The 20,297-nt window shown below is 47.3% G+C and carries 11 protein-coding genes; 8 read left to right on the forward strand and 3 right to left on the reverse strand.

The window, feature by feature from the left end; all coding sequences use genetic code 11:
• Positions 1–7: 7 nt before the first annotated feature.
• The 4 genes from DEH07_06930 (at position 8) to DEH07_06945 (ending at position 8,371) form a co-directional block, all read left to right on the forward strand.
• Positions 8–607 carry a hypothetical protein gene (locus tag DEH07_06930; protein ID HBY04266.1) on the forward strand — a complete coding sequence of 200 codons (600 nt, stop codon included), beginning with the start codon at positions 8–10 and terminating at the stop codon, positions 605–607.
• Positions 604–2,694 carry an ATPase gene (locus tag DEH07_06935; protein ID HBY04267.1) on the forward strand — a complete coding sequence of 697 codons (2,091 nt, stop codon included), beginning with the start codon at positions 604–606 and terminating at the stop codon, positions 2,692–2,694. The genes DEH07_06930 and DEH07_06935 overlap by 4 nt, the downstream gene beginning before the upstream one ends.
• Positions 2,695–3,007: 313 nt before the next feature.
• Positions 3,008–6,655: a hypothetical protein gene (locus tag DEH07_06940; GenBank protein ID HBY04268.1), complete on the forward strand. Its 3,648-nt coding sequence runs from the start codon at positions 3,008–3,010 to the stop codon at positions 6,653–6,655.
• 81 nt (positions 6,656–6,736) lie between these two features.
• Positions 6,737–8,371, forward strand: coding sequence for a hypothetical protein (locus DEH07_06945; protein HBY04269.1), 1,635 nt, complete (start codon positions 6,737–6,739; stop codon positions 8,369–8,371).
• Between the two features lie 111 nt (positions 8,372–8,482).
• Here DEH07_06945 and DEH07_06950 read toward each other — a convergent pair whose 3' ends face one another.
• Positions 8,483–8,782, reverse strand: a complete 300-nt coding sequence (locus tag DEH07_06950) for a hypothetical protein (GenBank protein ID HBY04270.1) — start codon at positions 8,780–8,782, stop codon at positions 8,483–8,485.
• Positions 8,783–9,211: 429 nt separating this feature from the next.
• Between DEH07_06950 and DEH07_06955 the strand changes: the two genes are divergently transcribed.
• Positions 9,212–9,547, forward strand: a complete 336-nt coding sequence (locus DEH07_06955; protein ID HBY04271.1) for a hypothetical protein — start codon at positions 9,212–9,214, stop codon at positions 9,545–9,547.
• Here DEH07_06955 and DEH07_06960 read toward each other — a convergent pair.
• On the reverse strand, positions 9,540–10,859 hold the full coding sequence (locus DEH07_06960; GenBank protein HBY04272.1) for an IS4 family transposase: 1,320 nt from the start codon (positions 10,857–10,859) through the stop codon (positions 9,540–9,542). The genes DEH07_06955 and DEH07_06960 overlap by 8 nt on opposite strands.
• 266 nt (positions 10,860–11,125) lie before the next feature.
• On the opposite strand from DEH07_06960, the gene DEH07_06965 reads away from it, so the two are divergent.
• From DEH07_06965 to DEH07_06975, 3 genes are all read left to right on the forward strand, one after another.
• On the forward strand, positions 11,126–15,244 hold the full coding sequence (locus tag DEH07_06965; GenBank protein ID HBY04273.1) for a hypothetical protein: 4,119 nt from the start codon (positions 11,126–11,128) through the stop codon (positions 15,242–15,244).
• Between the two features lie 10 nt (positions 15,245–15,254).
• Positions 15,255–15,767 (forward strand): hypothetical protein, encoded by a 513-nt coding sequence (locus tag DEH07_06970; GenBank protein ID HBY04274.1) that lies wholly within the window; start codon positions 15,255–15,257, stop codon positions 15,765–15,767.
• 127 nt (positions 15,768–15,894) lie between these two features.
• Positions 15,895–16,380: a hypothetical protein gene (locus DEH07_06975; protein HBY04275.1), complete on the forward strand. Its 486-nt coding sequence runs from the start codon at positions 15,895–15,897 to the stop codon at positions 16,378–16,380.
• A 112-nt stretch (positions 16,381–16,492) separates the two neighbouring features.
• On the opposite strand, the gene DEH07_06980 is transcribed toward DEH07_06975, so the two are convergent.
• Positions 16,493–20,134 carry a hypothetical protein gene (locus tag DEH07_06980; protein ID HBY04276.1) on the reverse strand — a complete coding sequence of 1,214 codons (3,642 nt, stop codon included), beginning with the start codon at positions 20,132–20,134 and terminating at the stop codon, positions 16,493–16,495.
• Positions 20,135–20,297 lie beyond the last annotated feature (163 nt).

Raw genomic sequence — 20,297 nt, forward strand, 5'->3', positions numbered from 1 at the left:
GCACAACATGATCCGCATCGCACACGGCGCAATCAGCCGGATGTGGTTTGAGATGGCGCAGGAGGAAGTAATCGACGTTCTGCGCACACATCAGGAAAACGGCTTGTCGCGTGATGAAAGCGATCAGCGATTTAAGTTTTTTGGGCCTAACCGGCTGCAGGAACCTAAAAAGCCTTCGACAATGGCGCTGTTTTTCGGGCAGTTCCAAAACCTTGTTACCAAACTGCTGCTTGGAGCGGGTGTAGTCTCTTTTATCCTTGGCGAATTTGCTGATGGGATGGGGATCTTTTTAATTGTTGTCCTGGAAGCGGTGGTTGGCGCCATTCAGGAGCGCCGGGCGGAAGATTCTCTGGCCAATCTTAAAAAACTGACTGCTCCCGAAGCTATAGTAATCCGCGATGGGTTGAAGCGGAAGATAGCCGCCAATATGCTGGTTCCGGGGGACGTTATTATTTTGGAAGCTGGTTGCCTGGCGCCTGCTGACAGCCGTTTAATAGAAACAAGCTGTTTTGAAGTTGAGGAATCTATGCTTACCGGAGAGTCGGCTCCGGTATGTAAGCAGAACGTAAGCAGAACGGGATCTGTCAAAACGGGCATCTGGGAATGACCGGGCAGAATAATATGGTCTTCATGGGGTCTTTAGTAACCAGAGGCCGGGCCAAGGCTGTAGTGGTGGCCACCGGACGTTCGACAGAAATGGGCAAGATAGCCTCATTGCTGGAAAACGTGGAGGCGGAAACTACCCCTCTTCAGAAACAGCTTAACAAACTGAGCCGCGATCTGTCGCTGGCCTGTATCGGTGTATGCGGTATGGTAACCCTGGGAGGAATAGCGGGAGGGAGACCGCTTTACGATATGCTGAGAATCGGACCAGCCCTGGCGGTGGGGGCGATTCCGGAGGGACTGCCGGCAATAGTGACGATCGCCATGGCCTTTGGAGTCCAGCGGATGGTTAAGCGCAACGCCATCGTAAAAAGACTGCCCGCTGTCGAAACTCTTGCCTATGCCACGGTTATCTGTTCAGACAAAACAGGTACCCTGACTACTAACGAAATGACAGTGACCTCTGTCTACACCGGCCGTTCTTTTTATGAAGTAGACGGTACAGGGTTTTTGCCTCAAGGTTTTTTCTGGCAGGAGGGGAAGAAAGTAAACCCGGGTGAAAACGGGGCGTTAGGAAGAACCCTTGTGGGTTGTGTATTGTGTAATAATGCCGGCCTGTACCAGAATAGCGCCGTTAATTCATGGGAGATCCAGGGAGATCCGACGGAGGGGGCGATGCTGGTTGCAGCGGCCAAGGCGGGTATTTATCAAAACGGGCTGCGCTGCCGCCGGATTCAGGAGGTCCCTTTTGATCCGCTGAAACGACTGATGGCCGTAGTAGTGGAGAAAGAAGATCAGGATAGGCTGGTTTTTGTAAAAGGAGCGCCCGATGAGGTGCTGCTGCTGTGCGGCAGCGCCTGTTCCGGAGAGTCGGAAATGTTTCTTGACCTTAAGCAGAGAAATGAAATAGCGATAGCCAATGAGAAAATGACCCGGGATGCTCTGCGTGTGGTGGCGGTCGCTTTCAAATATTTAGTGAAAAAAGATACGCCTTATGATGAAGATGAGTTGTTCCACGGGCTTACTTTTGCAGGGCTGCTGGGGATGATTGATCCCCCGCGGCCTGAAGTGCAGGCCGCGGTAGCTAAATGTCAACAGGCTGGAATCAAAGTAAACATGATTACTGGCGACCACCACAACACTGCTGTAGCCGTTGCAAAAAAGCTGGCCATCTTGAATGACGGAAAGGTAATCAGCGGCAAAGAAATCGAGGAAATGAACCAAAATCAACTGGAGGAGCAGATTGATCGGATTGACGTAATCTATCGCGCCTCCCCGCTGCAGAAGCTCAAAGTCGTGAGGGCGTTTAAGAAAAAAGGTTATGTGGTGGTCATGACCGGCGACGGGGTAAATGACGCCCCGGCGGTTAAAGAGGCGGATATTGGAATAGCGATGGGGAAGGCGGGTACTGACGTTACCCGTGAGGCATCCTGCATTACCCTGACGGATGATTCTTTTACCACAATCGTCGCGGCTGTTGAAGAGGGCAGGGCTATCAAATCCAATATCCGGAAATTTATACGCTACGTGCTGGCCGGCAACCTGGGTGAGATTGCGGCTGTTTCTTCCGCCGCCCTGTTGAATCTGCCGATACCTTTGGAACCGGGACATATCCTGTGGATTAATCTGGTCACCGAGGGAATACCTGCTCTGGCGCTGGGAATGGAACCGCCGAATCCCAAAGGGATGAATTTTCCTCCCAGCCAGCCGGACGAGAGCATATTCGGCGAAGGACTGGGCCGGAAGATTATTACCCGGGGTCTGGGGATCGGGACAACCACCCTGGGGTTATTTACCGGCGCTTACCTGCTCAATCCCGGCAATCTGCCAAAAGCAAAAACCATAGCTTTCGCCAACCTGGTGGCCAGCCAGATGTTCCATGTTTTTGACTGTCGTTCGAGGAATAAAACAGATCAAGATGTAATATCAGGCCAAAATAGATACCTGCCGCCTGCAGTGGCCATATCCAGCGGTCTATTGCTGGGAGCGGTTTACATTCCGGGATTGAGAGCGGCGCTCAGGACGCAGCCGCTGGGTATCCTTGATTGGGGCGCTATTCTTTTATCATCGGGATTCCTCGGCCGGCTTTAATCTAACTATCCTGCGCGCCTCAAATAATTCCCTTTAACCTTATTTTAACAAAATGTTAACATGGGCAGTACCGTATCTTAAACAAAATTTAAAGGTTTTATATTATAACTTATAACATGGAAATTATTGAAAGCAATGTTTAAAAAATTGGGAGGTGAGAAGTAGGTTAATCCTTTATATGGTGTCCAGACTAAATTCCAGGCGCCATGCGCGATGAAGCTTATGTTGAAGCGGTGGACCGGCTTTGTTACCTTGAAAAGGGAGACCGGTAGAATGGAGATATCAGTATACATCAGCATGAAGGAGGAGAAATATGAAAAAAGCAAGAAGGACTTTGTCCGTAACTCTTCTGATTTGTATGCTTTTAAGCATGCTTATGGTACCAGGCTATGCATTTGCCGCAGAAGACAACAATACTATACTGGCCAGGAATGCCGAATGGAAATACCTGGATAACGGTGTTGACCTCGGGACTGTTTGGCGCGATGTATATTACGATGATTCTACCTGGGAAAAGGGGGAGGCGCCGCTTGGATTCGGTGACGAGTTCTCCGAAACAGACCCCACGCTCCCCCTGGCTACTGAAGTAGGCTACGGCGCCGATCCCGACAATAAAAACATGACCACCTATTTCCGCACCACTGCCGACGTTGGCAGCCTCGGCGATTATTCAGCGCTGGAAGTATATATTCACGTTGACGACGGAGCGGTCGTTTATTTTAACGGCGCGGAAGCTTTCCGCCGCGGGATTGACGAAGGGGTGGAAGTTAACTACAACACTTCCGCTAAGTTCAAACCCAAGGAAGAAACTTTCCAGATTCCCGTCTCTGCGCTTAACGAAGGCTTGAATACAATTGCTGCCGAAGTCCATCAGGACGACGGACAAAGCTCCGACCTCTGGTTTGAAATGTCTATCCAGGGAGTAACGGGAGAATTACCAGATGAGCAGCCCGTCATTCCGGATCCCAACGCTCCGGTTGGCGAGGTCAGCAAGGTAACCGTGACCTTCAACGGGGATACTGCCGCTTCGAAGGGATTCACGTGGTACACCACTTTTGCCTCCGCCAACAGCGATCTGCAGGTTGTTGAGAATACCGGCTCAGCCCCTGATTTCAGCAATGCTGTTGAATTTACCGGCGAATACGCCATCTCTACGAATTCCCCTGCAGAACTTCTCCACAAGGCTGAAGCTGACGGCCTGAAGAAGGATACGTCATACTACTTCCGTGTGGGTGACGCCGCCCTGGACCTTTGGAGCGACGCCGGCGCCTTCCAGACAGCTCCCAAAAGCGGCGCCTTTACCTTCATCGATCTTGCAGACACGCAGGCCAAGAATGAAGGAGAGGCGGTTCTTTCGTCAGAAACAATCGCCAAGTCTCTCGACACTGTCGCCAATGCTGAGTTTCTAGTTCACAATGGTGACATCGTTGATACCGGAAGCAACGAGGAACAATGGAATTGGCTGCTCGGACATGCGCAGGAAAGCCTCTTAAATACTACTATTGTTCCTGCCTCCGGTAACCATGATGAACAGGACAATGCCTTCATGGATCATTTTGACGTAAATCCGGCTGAAGGCTCGGCTGCCACCAGCGGCGCCTATTACTCCTATGACTATTGCAACGCTCACTTCATCGTGCTCAACACAAATGAGGATTCCGCCGAATACGCCGATTTTACTCCCGCTCAAATCCAATGGCTGAGGGATGACGTCCAGGAGGCAAGAGACGCAGGGGCCAAATGGATTATCGCAGTTCTGCACAAGGGGCCTTACACCACCTCCAACCATGCTACCGATAACGATATTATGGGCCCGAACGGCGTCAGGACACTTGTTGCGCCTATTATGTCAGATCTGGGAATCGACCTTGTTCTTCAGGGCCACGACCATATCTATGCGCGCAGCAAACCTATAAAAAGCGACGGTACTGCGGCGCCTGCAGATAAGATTACGGAGACATTGAACGGCCAAAAAATCGAGTATACTGTGAATCCCGACGGTACAATTTACTTAATTCCAAATACCGCCGGAGCAAAGGTATACTATAGGAATAAGACGATCGACTCCGGCTACTTCGATCTCTTTGAGGTGGCGGATGAACATCATGCCGCTGTCTACGGTCCCGATCCAAGTAATCCGGGACGGCCCGTACGCAGCCAGATCCAGAACTTTGAAGGCATCACCGTAGATGGCGATAGGCTGACCGTCGTCTCTTACGAGATAGATCAAAGCAAGTATAATGCGGAGCCGTATATAATTGACCAGTTCGGTGTTTTAAAGGATGAATCAGTGCCAAAGAACGTCATCCTGCTTATCGGCGACGGCATGGGCTTCGAGCATGTAAAGGCTGCCCGGGACGCAGCAGGCGGGTATTTGAACATAGACGATGTAAACGATGCCGCGGGCAGAATGACAACTAGTTCCGCCAATGCGGATATAACCGATTCATCTTCAGCGGCTACGGCTATGGCTTCAGGCTATAAAATCAACAATAACGTGCTTGGCCTGCTGCCTGACGGGACTTCCGTGCCGACAATCCTGGAATTGGCCGAGGATAAAGGGCTGGCCACCGGCCTGGTAACCACCGTCCAGATCGCCCACGCCACCCCGGCCGGGTTCGCCAGCCACGTGCCTCACCGCAACCAGTTCAACAAGATCACAGCGCAGTACTTTGATAACTTTGCCGCCAAGGGCAATCCTATCGAAGTGCTCATGGGCGGCGGTCAGGAAAACTTTGACGACCGGGCCGCATATTACGACAGAACAGGCAAAAAGCATGACGATGCCAACGACACCAGGGACTTGCTCGGTGAGTTTACCGCCCAAGGGTACCAGTATGCAGGCAATGCCGGCGACCTCAGCGGTGTGAGCGCGGCGACATGCGATAAACTGCTGGGACTGTTCCATCCCAATAACGGCTTGACCCAGGAAGCCGACCGCCCGGCGGACTGCCCTGAGCCGCACCTGGTTGACATGACCGGCAAAGCCCTGGAGGTCCTGGCTAATGACAGTGACGGCTTCTTCCTTATGGTTGAAGGCGGCCAGATTGACTGGGCCAGCCACGCCAACGATTTTGAGAACAACATAGGCGAAACCCTGGCCTTCGATGATGCTGTTGAAGCCGCCCTGGACTTCCAGGCGGCCCATCCCGACACACTGATTATTGTCACTGCCGACCACGAGTGTGGCGGACTCACCTACAACGGACCAAATGATTACTCCTGGAGCAGCATGGACCACACCGCCGCCATGGTGCCGGTTATGGCCGAAGGACCCGGAGCGGAGCTGTTCAATGGAACCATTGACAATACTGATATTGCCCGTAAGATCGCCCAGCTTTTAAACTTGGACAAGCCCCTGGCGCTACAGCGCTCCGGCGCTGTTGCGGGACTGCCCACACAGTTTACAGCTACTTCCATGGGGCTGGCAGTGGCCGACGCCAAGATTACGGTCAAGAAAGGCGTAAACAACACCCTGGCCACCCTGACCACCGACGGCAGCGGCAAGGCGGGCTATACCTTTAAGGATGCCGGGGACTACAGCGTATTTGTTTCAAGGGACGGCTATTCAGACAGCGGCAGGATTTCCTTGAATATCGGCGTCGCTGCCGCCGGCGCCACGATCAGCAGTCTGTCCGTGCTGGATGGAAACCAGAACCCTGTCGGCGGCGCACTAACCCACGGAAAACAATACTACCTTAAATGGACGGCCAGGAAAAACTCTGACGGCAGTCTGTCCGGATTGGCGATTGTTGAGGCTCTGTACGGCTCCCAGCCTGTTTTCCTTAACGCAGCCAATCTGCAGGTGGCCGGGGGCCAGGATACCGGGTATTCTGTCCTTTTTCAGCCTGCTAGCAGCGGAAATTATAATTTAAAGGGACTGTACTGGAACGGATGGTCCAACAATGCAGCCTGGCAATCCCTGGCCGATCCCGTTGAGTCTTCAATAACCGTTAACTAGTTAGAATAACAGAAGGAGCGGTTCGTCCGCTCCTTCTCATTCCTGCTTTCAGGTATTTTTAAGAAAGCAGGCGCTTCTTGTATGGAAGTGTCTATATACTTAGGCATCATTAAGCCTTTGACGCAAAAAGGAGGAAAGCTAATGAGCCATTCCAAAATACGCAGGCCTGCGCTGGTCAGCCTGGTTTTATCGCTTGCCCTGCTGCTCTTCTGCGGTGCGGCTCTGGCTGCCGGCACGCTGAACCTCAGTGTGCCTGACACCGCCATGCCGGGTGGAGAAGTTGAAATTAGAGGCTCTTTCAGCGGCGACGGGGCAGCCGGAACGCCCATCGGCATAACCGTAAAAGATCCTTCCGCAGCAGTTATTTTCGCAGAAGAAACTAAGACTGATTCAGATGGTTCTTTCGTAATATCCTTCACCCTTCCCGGCAATGCCTCTTACGGTTACTGGCAGGCGCAGGCGGCCGGCGGCGGCTGCGCAGCCAGCGAAACCTTTAAAGTGGGAGCCGCTGACGGGGTAGTCAACGTATCTCCGGCCAGTGTTAAGCCGGGCGGCGTCGTGACGATTAGCGGAACGGTACCGCAGGGCAACGTTCCGGTAGGCATTACAATAAAGGATCCAAACGGCAGTGCGGCTTTTGTTGATCAGGCCACGGCAGGCGCCGGCGGCGGCTATACCTTCCTGTTTAATGTGCCGGCGAGCGCTCCCACCGGTACCTGGACCGTGGACGCGGCAGGCGGCGGAAGCGCCGGCAGGGCTGCTTTTACCGTTGTAAGCGGCAGCAGCGGTGGAGGAGGCGGCAGCGCAAGCCCCTGCAAACAACCCGCGGCTGCCAGTTACCTTCCGCAGTCGGGAGCCTCTGATGTGGCGCTGGACGCCGAAGTAAGTGTGGTATTTGAAATTGCCGTGAGCAAAGCATCCGCAACCTCATTAAACGGCATCACTATCACTGACGAGCACGGAAACAAGGTCGGCAATGTCGCAGCTGTTCTAAGCGGGACAAAACTGACCCTGTCACATGACGCTTTTGAGTACAATACCAAATACACCGTTACCATTCCTGAAGCCGTTCTGGCAAATAGCGGGTCCGGCTGCTCCGGCTATCATAACAAAAGTATTAACTGGAGCTTCACCACCCTTAAAAAAACCGAAGCGCCGGCTGCTGCCGTAAAGACAGAATATACTGACGTGCCTTCAACCTACTGGGCGTTCAATGTCATTACGGAACTTGGTGAAAAAGGCATCATAACAGGTTATCCCGACGGCAGTTTTAAGCCGGACAGCAGCATTACCAGAGCTGAATTTGTTGCAATCCTGGGCAGGGCTCTGGGCTGGGAGGAAAAAGCGGGCAATCCCGCTTTTTCTGATGCGGCGGAAATCCCGGACTGGGCCAGGGGATACATCTTTACGGCGGTGGATAAAGGCGTCATCGGCGGCTATGAAGACAATTCCTTCCGGGCAAACCAGCCGATCACACGTTTGGAGATTGTAATTATTATCGTGCGCGCCCTGGGCCTGGGTGACGGCGCAGCGAAATCAGGAACATTGAGCTTCAGCGACGCGGCAGAAATTCCAGACTGGGCAGCGAACGACATCGCCATTGCTGTGGAACAGGGCATCGCCACAGGAAAACCGGGGAATGTTTTTGCCCCCAATGACAACGCCACCCGCGCTGAGGCGGCTTCATTGATTGCCAGGATGCTGAGCAAATTTTAACCTTAAGAATCCTGCCGGTAATCACAAGCCGAACCGGGGAATTATTACAAATTGGCTAATTGTTTAATAAAAAAACTTCCTGCCGGATTGTTAGCCGGCAAGAAGTTTTTATTAATGTTGAGATAATTGCAATATCACGGCGACGGCAAAAAGGGGGGCGAGGGGAAAAAAGAAAACAAAGAGGATGGTGAAGGTTAACAGGGGGCGGGAATAGCGCCCCAGGGATATAAAGACCGGTTGCGAGCTCTTGCCGCCGATTACGTCGTATTTTTTACCCCTGGTGACGAAGTGGGAGCCAATTAAACCAATACCTGCAATTATTCCCAGAGTTATGGCCAGGGCGGAAGCCACAGCAAAATAGTTCGGCATACTGAAATTGTTGATAGTGTTGAAAACATTTTTAAAGCCCACCTATAGTTTTAATTTCGCTAGGGATGGGGCCATGATTATCAGGCAGTAATGACGTAGTGTGAAAAGCTTATAGAGGTCTATTTCCTATAGTAAAAGGGGGTGAGTTCAATAGGCATAATTAATTAAAAAGTGGTTCGTGAGGTAAATACGAACGGGGGAATGTGCTACAATATCACCCTAAGTTTGCCTACGCAAACCACATATTGAAAATATCTTATACATTAAGGCTGCTTAAGCAATGATTGAGAAGTAATATTCAATCTATGAGGAAATGCAATCATATTTAAATTAGGGGCAAATCTAAGACATTTTTCAATGAGTGAGAGCTTTTAAAATTATATACTTCTTTGCCGGTGATAAAGTGATTAATTAATTGCTTATATAATGCTGCAATGCAACAAAAATAAAATTTAACGGGGGTCGGTATATATGAAATTATTCTTTCATGGGATTATTGCTGTTTTATGTATAACTTTCCTGTTAATAAATGCTACGAATACCGCATTTGCCGGAAGCGAGGAAAAGCAATATTTGATACGTTTCAAAGAAAATGTCGACAGAGAAAAATTTTTAACTAGAAAATCTTTGAATGCAAAGGTTATAAAGAAATTTAAGAAGATAAATTTATTGGCAGCAAAATTGAATTCAAATGAAGTTCAGGATTTGAAAAATGACAGCGATGTTCTATTTGTGGAGGCTGATTCCATAGTAAAAATAGCTTCTACAGGGCCCATTGGTGATCGGTTTACCAAATATATCAAATAGTAGAACCTTTTAACTGGGAATTGACTGCTTTTACCCAGGGTGACAACAGGCGTTTTCTGTTCACATTGGGGTCAACACCCTCACCAGCATAGAACATCAAAATCATATAGGCAGTCATGTCAATTCCCGCATATTCGAGTACTTTGTCCAACAGCTTGTTCGCTGATGTATAGAAGGTTTCCGCCCAGCGCAAGGGGGTGAAACGCTCGCTCTTCTCCGGGAAGAGAAGCCGCACATGGTTCAGCACCCGGTGGCTGACCACCAGGGTGAGCATGGCCACCAGCACCAATGATTCTACGACAATAGGATTTTCGCTGGTGATCACGTCCAACTGGTACAGGCGCTTCAGTTCCTTGAAAACAAGCTCGACGCTCCAGCGAGCCCGGTAGAGCAGCGCCGTGTCTTCCGCCGAGAGCTGTTCCGGCATGATATCGGTGATGTAGAGGTGATACTCCTGAGCCTCCTCGTCGAACGTTCCGACCAGACGGAATGTCTCTCTTGTCTTGGATGCGCCGCTTCTGGGACGGTAGACCTCGAAAGAGTCCCCTTCCGTTTTCTTGGTTCTGGAGGCGCTGGCCTTGAACTCGACCTCCACCAGGCAATCGATCACTTCCCGCTTCAAACGGGGGAGGACATCTTTCAGCTTCTTGCCGGTTAGGTCGATGGCGTTGCCCCGGTAGGAGCGAAGCACAGAGACGATCTTTGGGTTTGCGCCGCTTTTTAACCGGCTGACAAAGTGTCCTCCGTTCTTCCTGATCCTGCTGAACATCTCATATTTAAAATAGCCCAGGTCGAACAGCAGGATATGATCCCTTACCCAGGGACCGATACGGATAGTCTGGAGGTCGTTGGTCTTGCCGGCAAAGATCCCGATGCTCTTGGTGTTGCCGGTGAGCCCGATGGCAAGGCTGATCTTTAGTTCCGCCTTGTGTCTCGTCCCCGGGAACCTTTCAGCCAATGTATCATGCAGCTTGATGATCGTGCCGTCGTTGACAACCAGGTCCTTGAACCCCTGAAGTTTTTCTGACAGTGTCAGGCTGCCGCAACTGGCGAGATCTGCAATGCCGTGTGCCAAGCACTCCTTGAGAAACTTAACAAGGCCCTCGGTAAAGCGATCATAGAAGGCAGAGGCGACGATCGATTCCGCCGATGCTGTCTCGTAGGCCCTTCTCAAGGAGGCGATGGTGCGCTGCACCCCGACCCCGAAGCCGAGTACAAGGATCCAGAACAGGATCACCGGATCGACCTTTCGCTCCCGCTGTATGTACTTGACTCTCTTTGCTGCTTCTCTCAGCCAGTCCGGGGAGAACATCTTGTTTAGTGTCTTTTCGACCTCTCGTGGATCGAGATTGCCGGGTAGTGGAACCAATTTAAATCCCCCACCAACATGGTATCATCTGGAGGATAATTCCACATATGGAGGGTATCGTCCTGCTTGTCAAGGAGCAATTACGATATTTTATCGGGTTAATTACCAGGGATTAAGTGTTAATGATGGTTGCTAATGGGATTAATAGGACTTAACCGAACACCGATGCTACAGGGCCAGTCCAAAAGGAACATGATATTGTCAAAAAAATGAAAAAAGATACGGAAACTATTCCTTGGGGAATTCATGCAATAAAGGCCGACCTGACGTTAGAAGAGAATTACAATGGAAACAATGTAAATATAGCAGTGCTGGACACCGGCTGCACAAAGCATCCTGACCTGAAAGTCAAAGGGGGTATATCATTTGTTGCAAATACTGTAAGCTATTCTGATGATAACGGACATGGAACCCATGTGACAGGGATAATTGCTGCGGTGAATAACAGAATAGGAGTTGTTGGTGTTTCTCCGAAGGCTGAAATATATGCCGTTAAAGTCCTCGACCAAAACGGTTGTGGAACTTACAGCCAGGTAATTGACGGTATAGAGTGGGCCATTGATAACAAGATTGATATTATTAATATGAGTTTTGGCGGAATAGAGGATAGCATGGCTTTGCATGATATGATAAAAGAAGCGACTAACCGTGGAGTATTAATAGTGGCCGCGGCAGGAAATAATGGTGCTGGCGAGGAGACAGAAGTTTACCCGGCGCGTTATCCCGAGGTGCTGTCTGTAGGGGCTGTCGACCAGTCACTTCAGAGTGCGAGCTATTCGAGCACAGGAAATGAAATAGATCTTGTAGCGCCCGGTTCAGATGTTATCAGTACCACCTCAGACGGAGGATATGGCGTTATGTCGGGAACCTCAATGGCAACACCACACGTAACGGGTGCAGTTGCTGTTTTCTGGTCGAAAAACAAGAAATGGTCAAATGGACAGGTGAAAGAGAAGCTATATCAAACCGCAACACCATTAGGAGCTAAAAACATTTATGGCAATGGTCTCGTAAATGTGGCAAATGCATTGGGATTGACCGATTCTTCAATCACTCCCACACCGCAGCCTACACCGCAGCCTACACCAAATCCGGACATACCATTTGAAATTGTAAAAAAGGATGTCCAATTTGCCGAATATAAGAATAAACTAAGAAATATGTACGAAATGGCGAATAAAAATAGTGATACTATGTTAGCAAAAAGTATCGAAGAGAAGCTGAACGGATTAATAATTGCCGAAAATAAGGTACGCGTTCTTCCAGACGACCTAAACACCTTATCTAAAAACAAAGAAATGGCAGCAGAAGCACAGGTTCAAATAAACTCCTATTATGCTACAAAATCAGAAGATTTTATGAAGTTGGAATACAGCTATCAAGAAGCTATTGATGAATATATCTGCAAATTACAAGGTAGTGTAAGCGGTAGCGTTTACGAAAGCTCTGATTCGACAACTATCCAGTCAGCACAAGTTATTTACTTGAATACCCCTATTGATGTTAATTTGGCGACTGGTTCTCAGAAGATCTACCAATTCACGCCGTCCAGTTCTGGGACATACAATATGTTTACAGGTCCTTATGCCGGGACAGGCGGTTCAAACGATACATACCTTGAATTGTATACAGATTCAGCTTTAACCAACAGAATCGCATATGATGACGATTCTGCCGGAAACCTCTTCTCAAAGATAAGTAAATCTTTAACAGGCGGAACTACCTATTACATTAAACTGCGTCCTTACAACTCGAATATAGCAGTACATGCAAGGCTGACTGTCTCAAAAGTAGTGCCAATACAGACCATTTATTTGGATACCCCGATAGACACGCAGGTTGCTTTTCAAGAATATAACATATTCAGATTTACTCCTGCTGTGCAAGGTTTATATAAATTCTACACAGGACCTTATGCAGGAACGGGTAATTCGGACGATACGTATCTTGAACTTTATACCGACCAGAATCTGACAAATATGATCGCATATGATGACGATTCGGCAGGAAATTATTTCTCCTTATTGCAATATGAGCTACAAGCCAACATATCATACTATCTGAAGTTTAGGGGTTATGATTACGAAAGCACTAGTGCCAGGTTGACTGTCACAAATGTCACCGTTCCAGTATTAACAGCATTGTTAGAAACGTCAACAAAAATCGTAATAATTAATGGCCGGATAGCATCGGGAGTAGGCAAGCAGTTGGCAATAGAAGTTTTCAACCCGAAGCAGAACATAGAGAATATTGGTCAGCTTACATGCGATAATAGCGGTAATTTTATATATAGCTTCAAACTGAAGAGTTTAGTGCAGGGGACCTACCAGGTAATCGTTTGCGGAGAAAATATAGCAATTCCAGGAACCACTACGTTTGACTATATATCCTCAAGCCAGGTCATACCTATCACACTGGCAGCGCCGTCTTCGACAGTACCGGTGACGAAAACGGTCAGCTTCATGATTAATAAAATTCCTAATGCAACCATTTTAGTTCCGGATGCTCAATTTGAAGCAGCAGTTAACATAACTAACAATAACATCACAAATAAGCAGAATATATTGGTTTCTGTAGCATTGTTTGGCCCGGATAGGGCACTCAAAGACTTTGTAACGATTGGTTCCCAACTGCCGGCAGAGGGAACAGACAAATTAGGTGGTGGATTTCTGCTGCCTCATAACGTAGAAGGATACAAGGTTAGCGTGTTTGTATGGGAAGGTTCCAGTTTAAAAGAAACAAGTTTAGTACCGCTTTCCTCAGTAGTAAGCATGCTGGAAGTAGCTTCAAGCAGTATTAACATTAATGCTCCTGAAATTGATTCAACTACTTCCGCAACTAACTCTATTTGGGATAATATTGAAAAGTTTAATTCCAGACAAGCAGATTCTGAATCAGAAATAACAACACTCTCAAATAGTATTTCTGTTGTAGCAGAATTTACACCTCCTTATCTAGAGCCGAACGTAATACTTACAGCAAAAATAAAAATAACAAATAATCAATCTGTATCACAAGATGTATTACCAATTTTTCAGCTTTTAAATAATAAATGTCCCCAGGAATTAGGCTATTTTCAGATGAAACTTGCTCCGAAAGAAAGCAGAACTATAACTTATAGTATTTCACTGCCAAACGACATATCAAAATGTGAGTTTGATGTTTTTATTTGGAATATGTGGTCAGATAGTCCCAATTGGCAATCTCTTTGGGATCCTATACGTATAACAGCCCATAATTGGTACCGTTTCACTATTGATGACGCAGAAATATATCTATCAGATATTGGAGGAAATGCTGGTGAAAATACTGGTGTCATATATGCAATAGCTAAACAAAACGGCAAATATCAATGGAGACAATATGCCCTTATTGGAAGTACTTGGATAGATACAGATAATTATTACGCTTATGCCCCAGGTCAAGGTGGAGGAGCAGCGGCTGCTTCTCTAGATGCCAATGTAATAGCAACACAATCAGTTAACTCTATGGGTCTGGTCAATGATATTCAACAAGCAATTAATAATAAAAAGAATCAGCTTTTAAATATATTTTATAACAAAGTTGGTATTGATCCTCTTTCATTAACTGATGACGAAAAACTAATGCTTGCTAATGGTGTTATTTTCGGTCTTGATGATAATGTGTGTTTCGGGGTTGCCCAATGGATTTTGCACGTGACCCCAGCAGAAGATGATTATTGCTTTATGCGGGCTAAAACATTTACGGATGCAGTGTTTACTGCTGCTTATACAGTTGGCGCAGCGGGAAGTGCAGCTGAAGCTCTTAGGGCACTGGATACTGCAGGATTAACTGGAGCAATGGCTCTGGCAACTTCTGAGACAGGTGTAGGCGGGGTTGTATTTGGCGCTGCTGCAGTATCAGAACTGGCAGAAGCAGCGGTAATGACTGGAATATCTTTTGTCTCTACGAAAATGGCCGATCGTTCTAGAGGTATTTTAAGGGCTGATTCTCAAAAGCTAGACGGCTTAGTGAATGGTCCTAGCGGAGTAATAAATAGAACAGGGAAGATGGGATGGAGAAGAAATTCAGGTAACTTAGATAATTTCCTAAACAGAAAAGGATATACTAAGAGTGGTAACTCTAGACCTGGGGATATTGATGCAGAAATGCAAATATATGATGTGTACAATAATTTAGGAAAAAAAGTTGGCGAGATTCATATTAATCAACCTATAAAATTGCCAAATGGTACAAAGACAGGTAAATATGAACCATTGCATTTTGAAGAATGCGATGCAAATGGCAACATACCGTATTATGCAATCCATGAATGGTTTCCTGAAATGTATGGTTGGAGGGCTTAGAGGAGATAGAATGATGAATTTAGTAATGAATAAAGAAGTGAATGCTTACAAAATAGAATATATACGTAGATCAGAGTATCAAAAGATAATGCAAATTTTAAATTGTTTTAAAAAGGATAATGATGTAATCTTATTTATGTATCCTGACTATTGGGTAAATAATTATTTTCCATCAAAGACAAGTAATTTTATAAAAGAAAGAATTAAAAAAATAACCACAGGATATATATCACCAGGTATTGGGTATAGGGACGAAATGCCGTTATACTGGTTTGAGCTTCAAAATAATAATGAATTCGAGGAAATGACAGCATTAACAAAGAGTGAGCTTTTTGTTTGTATAGTGGTAGATAAAAATAAAGAACCTGTAGATTATTCTTTTGAGTTACAATTACGTGAATTTGGACGATTTATTATTCGAGAAAGCAATAACGGAAGTTTCATTGAAAATGTTTTTCCGAAGATTCAGTTATTAATAGGTAATCTTAATATTGTACAAGGCGCTGATAATGAAGAGTATTAGAGACTGGAACAGTTAGCTCATTCTTTGAGTCGGCTGCCTAAAAATGCAAGAAATCGTGCTTGCTAATGGTGTTGTTTTCGGTATTGATGATGTTATTTTTCAGTCCACAATTATAGGAGGCGAGCGCATGCCAATACTAATTAACAGAGAAGAAAATGTCGTATTAGAACTTAATTTAATTAAAAATCAACGATTTGATGTAAAAAAAGAAAGGCCGTATTTTGAAAACTGGATTCCTTTTGAATTTATTCTTCGAATTGAAGATAGTGAAGAGTATTCATACTCAAAACAGAGTGGCGCGACATTTTCTGTGGAAGATATCAACCTCTTGATAAAACGAATAGAGTCAGCAATCAGTCTGAAGTCAAATAAGAAAGAAATAGTGCGTTTATCATGGGGTCCAATAGAAAATTACTTTTCTCTGCACTTTTATGAAACATATGAAGACAACCAAATAAATATCGAATTATGGGTTATGATGGCTGAGTTGACTGAGGGAGAGTCGCATGGTTACAATAGGGGTTTCGATTTTGTAGTAACATTAGATTCTTTAGAAAAGTTTTTGATTGGATTTAAAGAACAATTGACAATGTTATTAAATAGTGTTGAATGACCTTGGTGTACTTAGTCAAACAGTGTCAATAAAAAAACCGCTTGCCGGTTTGGTATCCGGCAAGCGGTTTTTGTCATCAATGGTGAGACAGCTAAGATACATACAGTTCTATCTATGGAGATACTGTGATATCAATTTCCTTCGGTTCAGCCAGCGAACTCCAGGTGACACTGTTGCTCCAGCCGTTCCATAAAAAACATTTCAATGTAAAATTACCGCTCGCCGCCGGCTGGTAGAGGGCTGCGAATTCAGACGGGTTTTCCGTCACTGACAGGCGGGCGGCGTTTAAAAATTGGGGTTGGTCGATATTAAGAACTTCCAGAATTGATAGTGCGCTTATGCTTCCGGCGGTATTCTTTTTCGGTTTACATACCAGATAATAACTCTTTCCTGCTTTTAAAGGCCCCTGGTACGCTTTCTGCTGGTCATCGTAAATCCCCAGCCAGTCTATTATGGCTGTTTCCTGCGCCGGCTCTCCGGCTTGAGTGACTGTAACAATGTCTTCCGGAAAGCGGGGGCAGATTTCGGCCTCTCCCAAATAGGACCAGGCTATACCGGAAACATTTATAATGTCTCCTATTTTCAGGTTGTCAAGGGGGTTGTAAGCGGGTCTGACATCTCCGGTATAAATGAGCAGTTTTTGACCCAGGCCGTCTTCCACATAAAATTCGTATTCCGACGCTTCTGTCACTTTGACGTTTTCCACCTTGACAAACTGGTAAAGATATGAGCCTACGGCCTGTATTTCAAGGGCTTTCGGCGTCGGCAGCCAGGGCGTGCCTGTAATCTGGACATTTTCCGCGTCATTTAAATGCATCTGCTGCAATCCATTACCGTCGGTGGCTACCTTCCCTCTCAAGATAAGCCCCTGCCCATCGTAGAAAGCGGGTCTGCCCGCACATTCACCGGCCCACACGGTAATACCGGCTGTTTCATCCTGCAGAACCGGCATTTGCCCGTCCACAAAGGCAGCCGTAACCGTAGCCCTGACGGTAGCATAGCGCCCATGGAATTTATCAAAATGATCATAGATCTCTTGAATGGTTACTGTCTTATCATCAGCGAACTTGTACCATTGCGCCTTGCTGAATACTGTTCCATCGGCGGCTTCATAGCCAACTTCGATTTTATGATAATTATTATCGGGAGTGATATTCAGGGCTGCTTTCCCGTCGTACCAAACTCCTACCTTTTCCATATACATCGGCTGCCAGGCAGATCCGTCAATCCGGTAGAACAGTTCTTTTACCGGCTGCAGGGCGTCATAGGCCTGCACATTGAATGACGTATCTCCGTCAATGGCAATATCCACAGGCGAAGTGATGTTAATCTGCTGATTGGCTCCCAGTTCCTTATAAAAATGACGTACTTCACCGGCCAGGGGATAAACCAGGCGGTAGCCTATGGAGGTTCCGTCCTTGCCCACGGTTTCCCGCCACCAGCAGCCGCTGAACGAACTTGTGGCCTGTTCGGGAAAACCGTTATCCACAGCTTCGTCGGTATGCCAGTGCCCGGCAAGCATCATTTTTATTTTATAGCCGTCCAGGATATCACTTACCTCCGCCCAGTCTTCCCAGTTGGAAGAAGGCTGGTGGAAGAACAAAATGATATTTTTCTCCTTATTTGCTTCAAGGTCGTTTTTTAACCAGTTTAACTGCTCTTCGGGGAGATTGACGGTTCTGTCCAATTCCAGGGGATCTAGAACAATATAGTGATAATCATTCTGGTCAAATGAATAGAATGTCGGAAACCCTGTCTTTTTAGTAAAGAGCCCGTCTCCATAGTATTCTTTGAGATTTTCAGGAATGTCCTCAGGTTTTTTATAGTACTTTATTCCGCCCACATCGTGGTTGCCGGGTACTTGATAAAAGGTTATTCCTTCCGAGGTAACGGGATTGACAATGTTATTCAGATAGAGATCAAACCACTCCATGCCCTTTGCCAGAGATTTCGTTTCGGCCTTTGCCACCAGGTCACCTGTGGCTACGATAAAGGAAGGTCGCAGGGCTTTCATTTCTTCAACAAATACCGGGGCATATGCCAGGGGATCATATTTCGCCTGAAAAGTTTTTTGGGCATCGGTAAAATTACTGATGTGCAAATCTGTGACCTGAACAAATATATCCAGGGGGATACTGATTCTTCCTTCGATAGAGGAGCCAAAGGGCTGGTCCAGCTGTTGGACATACTCGACCAGGGCATCCAAATCTACCGGACCGTTTTCCCGTTCAGCGCCTTCTTTCAGGACGGTGAAATTATCGCCTCCGTCAGCCAGGAAGCTGTTTACCGTCACGCTATAAGTCTTTTCTGTTTCAATGGGCTGATCATTGACCAGGATTTTGGCGGGGTCCACCCGTTCGCCGGCCGGTTGGGCGGGATCCCAGGTATAGTTTAGACCTGAAATCTGTAAAACTCGGGGGTAGGGCTGGTCTTTCCATTGCTGTTCCAGCAGCGTCTCGATTTGGGCCCCGGTAAGATTCATTTTTACCAGGGTGTTGTTAAAGGGTTGGACGGTGTACAGTTCTCCCCAGGTTACTTCACCCGCCTCAAGATTTGCTCTGATGCCGCCCGGATTCATGAAAGCAAGCTCGCTGTCCATTTCCCATCTCTGGGCATCGGCAATCAAGTTGCCCAGGGCGCTTTCTCCCGCGTTATTCTGATCCTTTGTCAAATCATAAGCAGCCGTGCCGATTACCTGATTGCTGATGGGAGCCGCCAGTTCTTTATAACAATTCACCAGTTCTTCCACCGCGGTATCAGCAGGGATAGCTGGGTCGTGGTAAGTATCGACAATCTGGGCGCTTTTCTCAACTACGTCTTTTGTCGTCCGGTCAACAGTCAGATCAATATCAGCAAAAGCGGTGCCGTTGGAGTATGCCTGCGTGACTATTTTGCCGCCGATGTTTCCTCGGAAGCCGGTGTGGGTGTGTCCGGTGATAACAACATCCACTTCGTCGTCTATAGCGTTCACTATGCCAACTATTTCTCCCGAAATCGGCCCGCCCTGGCGGTCGCCCGCGCCGCCCTGGTGCAGGAGGACAATAATAGTTTCAACACCTTGCTCTTTGAGCTCGTTCACATATTTGTTGATGGACTGCGCTTCGTCGAGAAAACTGAGGGTTGCTACACCGGAAGGCATGACGATGGTGGGTGTCTCTTCCAAGTCAGCGCCAATAAAGCCTACTTTAACTCCTTCCACTTCGCTGACGGCGCAAGGGGGAAAAATAGGCTGTTGAGTTTGCTTATCCACTACGTTGGCGCAAAGATATTGTGTCGCAGCGCCTGGCCAGACGCCGGTGTAAGGTTCCGTTTTTGGGTGAGCGCCTCCGTTTTGCAAGCGCAAAAGTTCCTCTCTCCCTTCATCAAACTCATGGTTGCCCGGGCATCCGTAAACAAAACCGGCCACGCCTAAAATGTTCATGGTCGGTTCGTCCTGCAGAAGGGCTGATATCGGAGGGCTTGCCCCAATCACATCGCCGGCGTGCACCCGAAAGGTGTGAATCCCCTGCGCGGCAGCTTCATTCTCCCACTTATCTAAATAGCCGGCTAAAACCGCTGCGCCGCCAATAGGCTTGTTGTTTAAAGTTCTTGACTCCAGGGCCCCGTGAAGATCATTAATGGCCAGTATTTGCAGCTTGAGATTCTGCTCGGCAGCCAGGATATTGGAGGAAATAAAAAAAGAGACGCAGTAAAAAAGGAGAACCAGACAAATTAAAGATGCGAAAAGCCTGAAATTTAAAATTCTCCTTGACATATTAAACACCCCACTTTCATTCTTTTTAGACATCCATGCCGCTTGCGCGGAGTCATCGGAATGATGAGAATTATATTTTCGTACAGCAAGCTATGAATTAAATCTTTGGCGTTAATCACCTCTTCCTTAAAGATTCCTCACACTTATACCAGGCAACAATTGT

The sequence above is a fragment of the Desulfotomaculum sp. genome, from assembly GCA_003513005.1.
Lineage (GTDB): Bacteria > Bacillota > Desulfotomaculia > Desulfotomaculales > Nap2-2B > 46-80.

Coding starts and splice junctions, on each gene's coding strand:
- DEH07_06930 (HBY04266.1), top strand. CDS start 8: ATGATCCGCATCGCACACGGCGCAATCAGCCGGATGTGGTTTGAGATG.
- DEH07_06935 (HBY04267.1), top strand. CDS start 604: ATGACCGGGCAGAATAATATGGTCTTCATGGGGTCTTTAGTAACCAGA.
- DEH07_06940 (HBY04268.1), top strand. CDS start 3,008: ATGAAAAAAGCAAGAAGGACTTTGTCCGTAACTCTTCTGATTTGTATG.
- DEH07_06945 (HBY04269.1), top strand. CDS start 6,737: ATGGAAGTGTCTATATACTTAGGCATCATTAAGCCTTTGACGCAAAAA.
- DEH07_06955 (HBY04271.1), top strand. CDS start 9,212: ATGAAATTATTCTTTCATGGGATTATTGCTGTTTTATGTATAACTTTC.
- DEH07_06960 (HBY04272.1), bottom strand. CDS start 10,859: ATGTTCTCCCCGGACTGGCTGAGAGAAGCAGCAAAGAGAGTCAAGTAC.
- DEH07_06965 (HBY04273.1), top strand. CDS start 11,126: ATGAAAAAAGATACGGAAACTATTCCTTGGGGAATTCATGCAATAAAG.
- DEH07_06970 (HBY04274.1), top strand. CDS start 15,255: ATGATGAATTTAGTAATGAATAAAGAAGTGAATGCTTACAAAATAGAA.
- DEH07_06975 (HBY04275.1), top strand. CDS start 15,895: ATGCCAATACTAATTAACAGAGAAGAAAATGTCGTATTAGAACTTAAT.
- DEH07_06980 (HBY04276.1), bottom strand. CDS start 20,134: ATGTCAAGGAGAATTTTAAATTTCAGGCTTTTCGCATCTTTAATTTGT.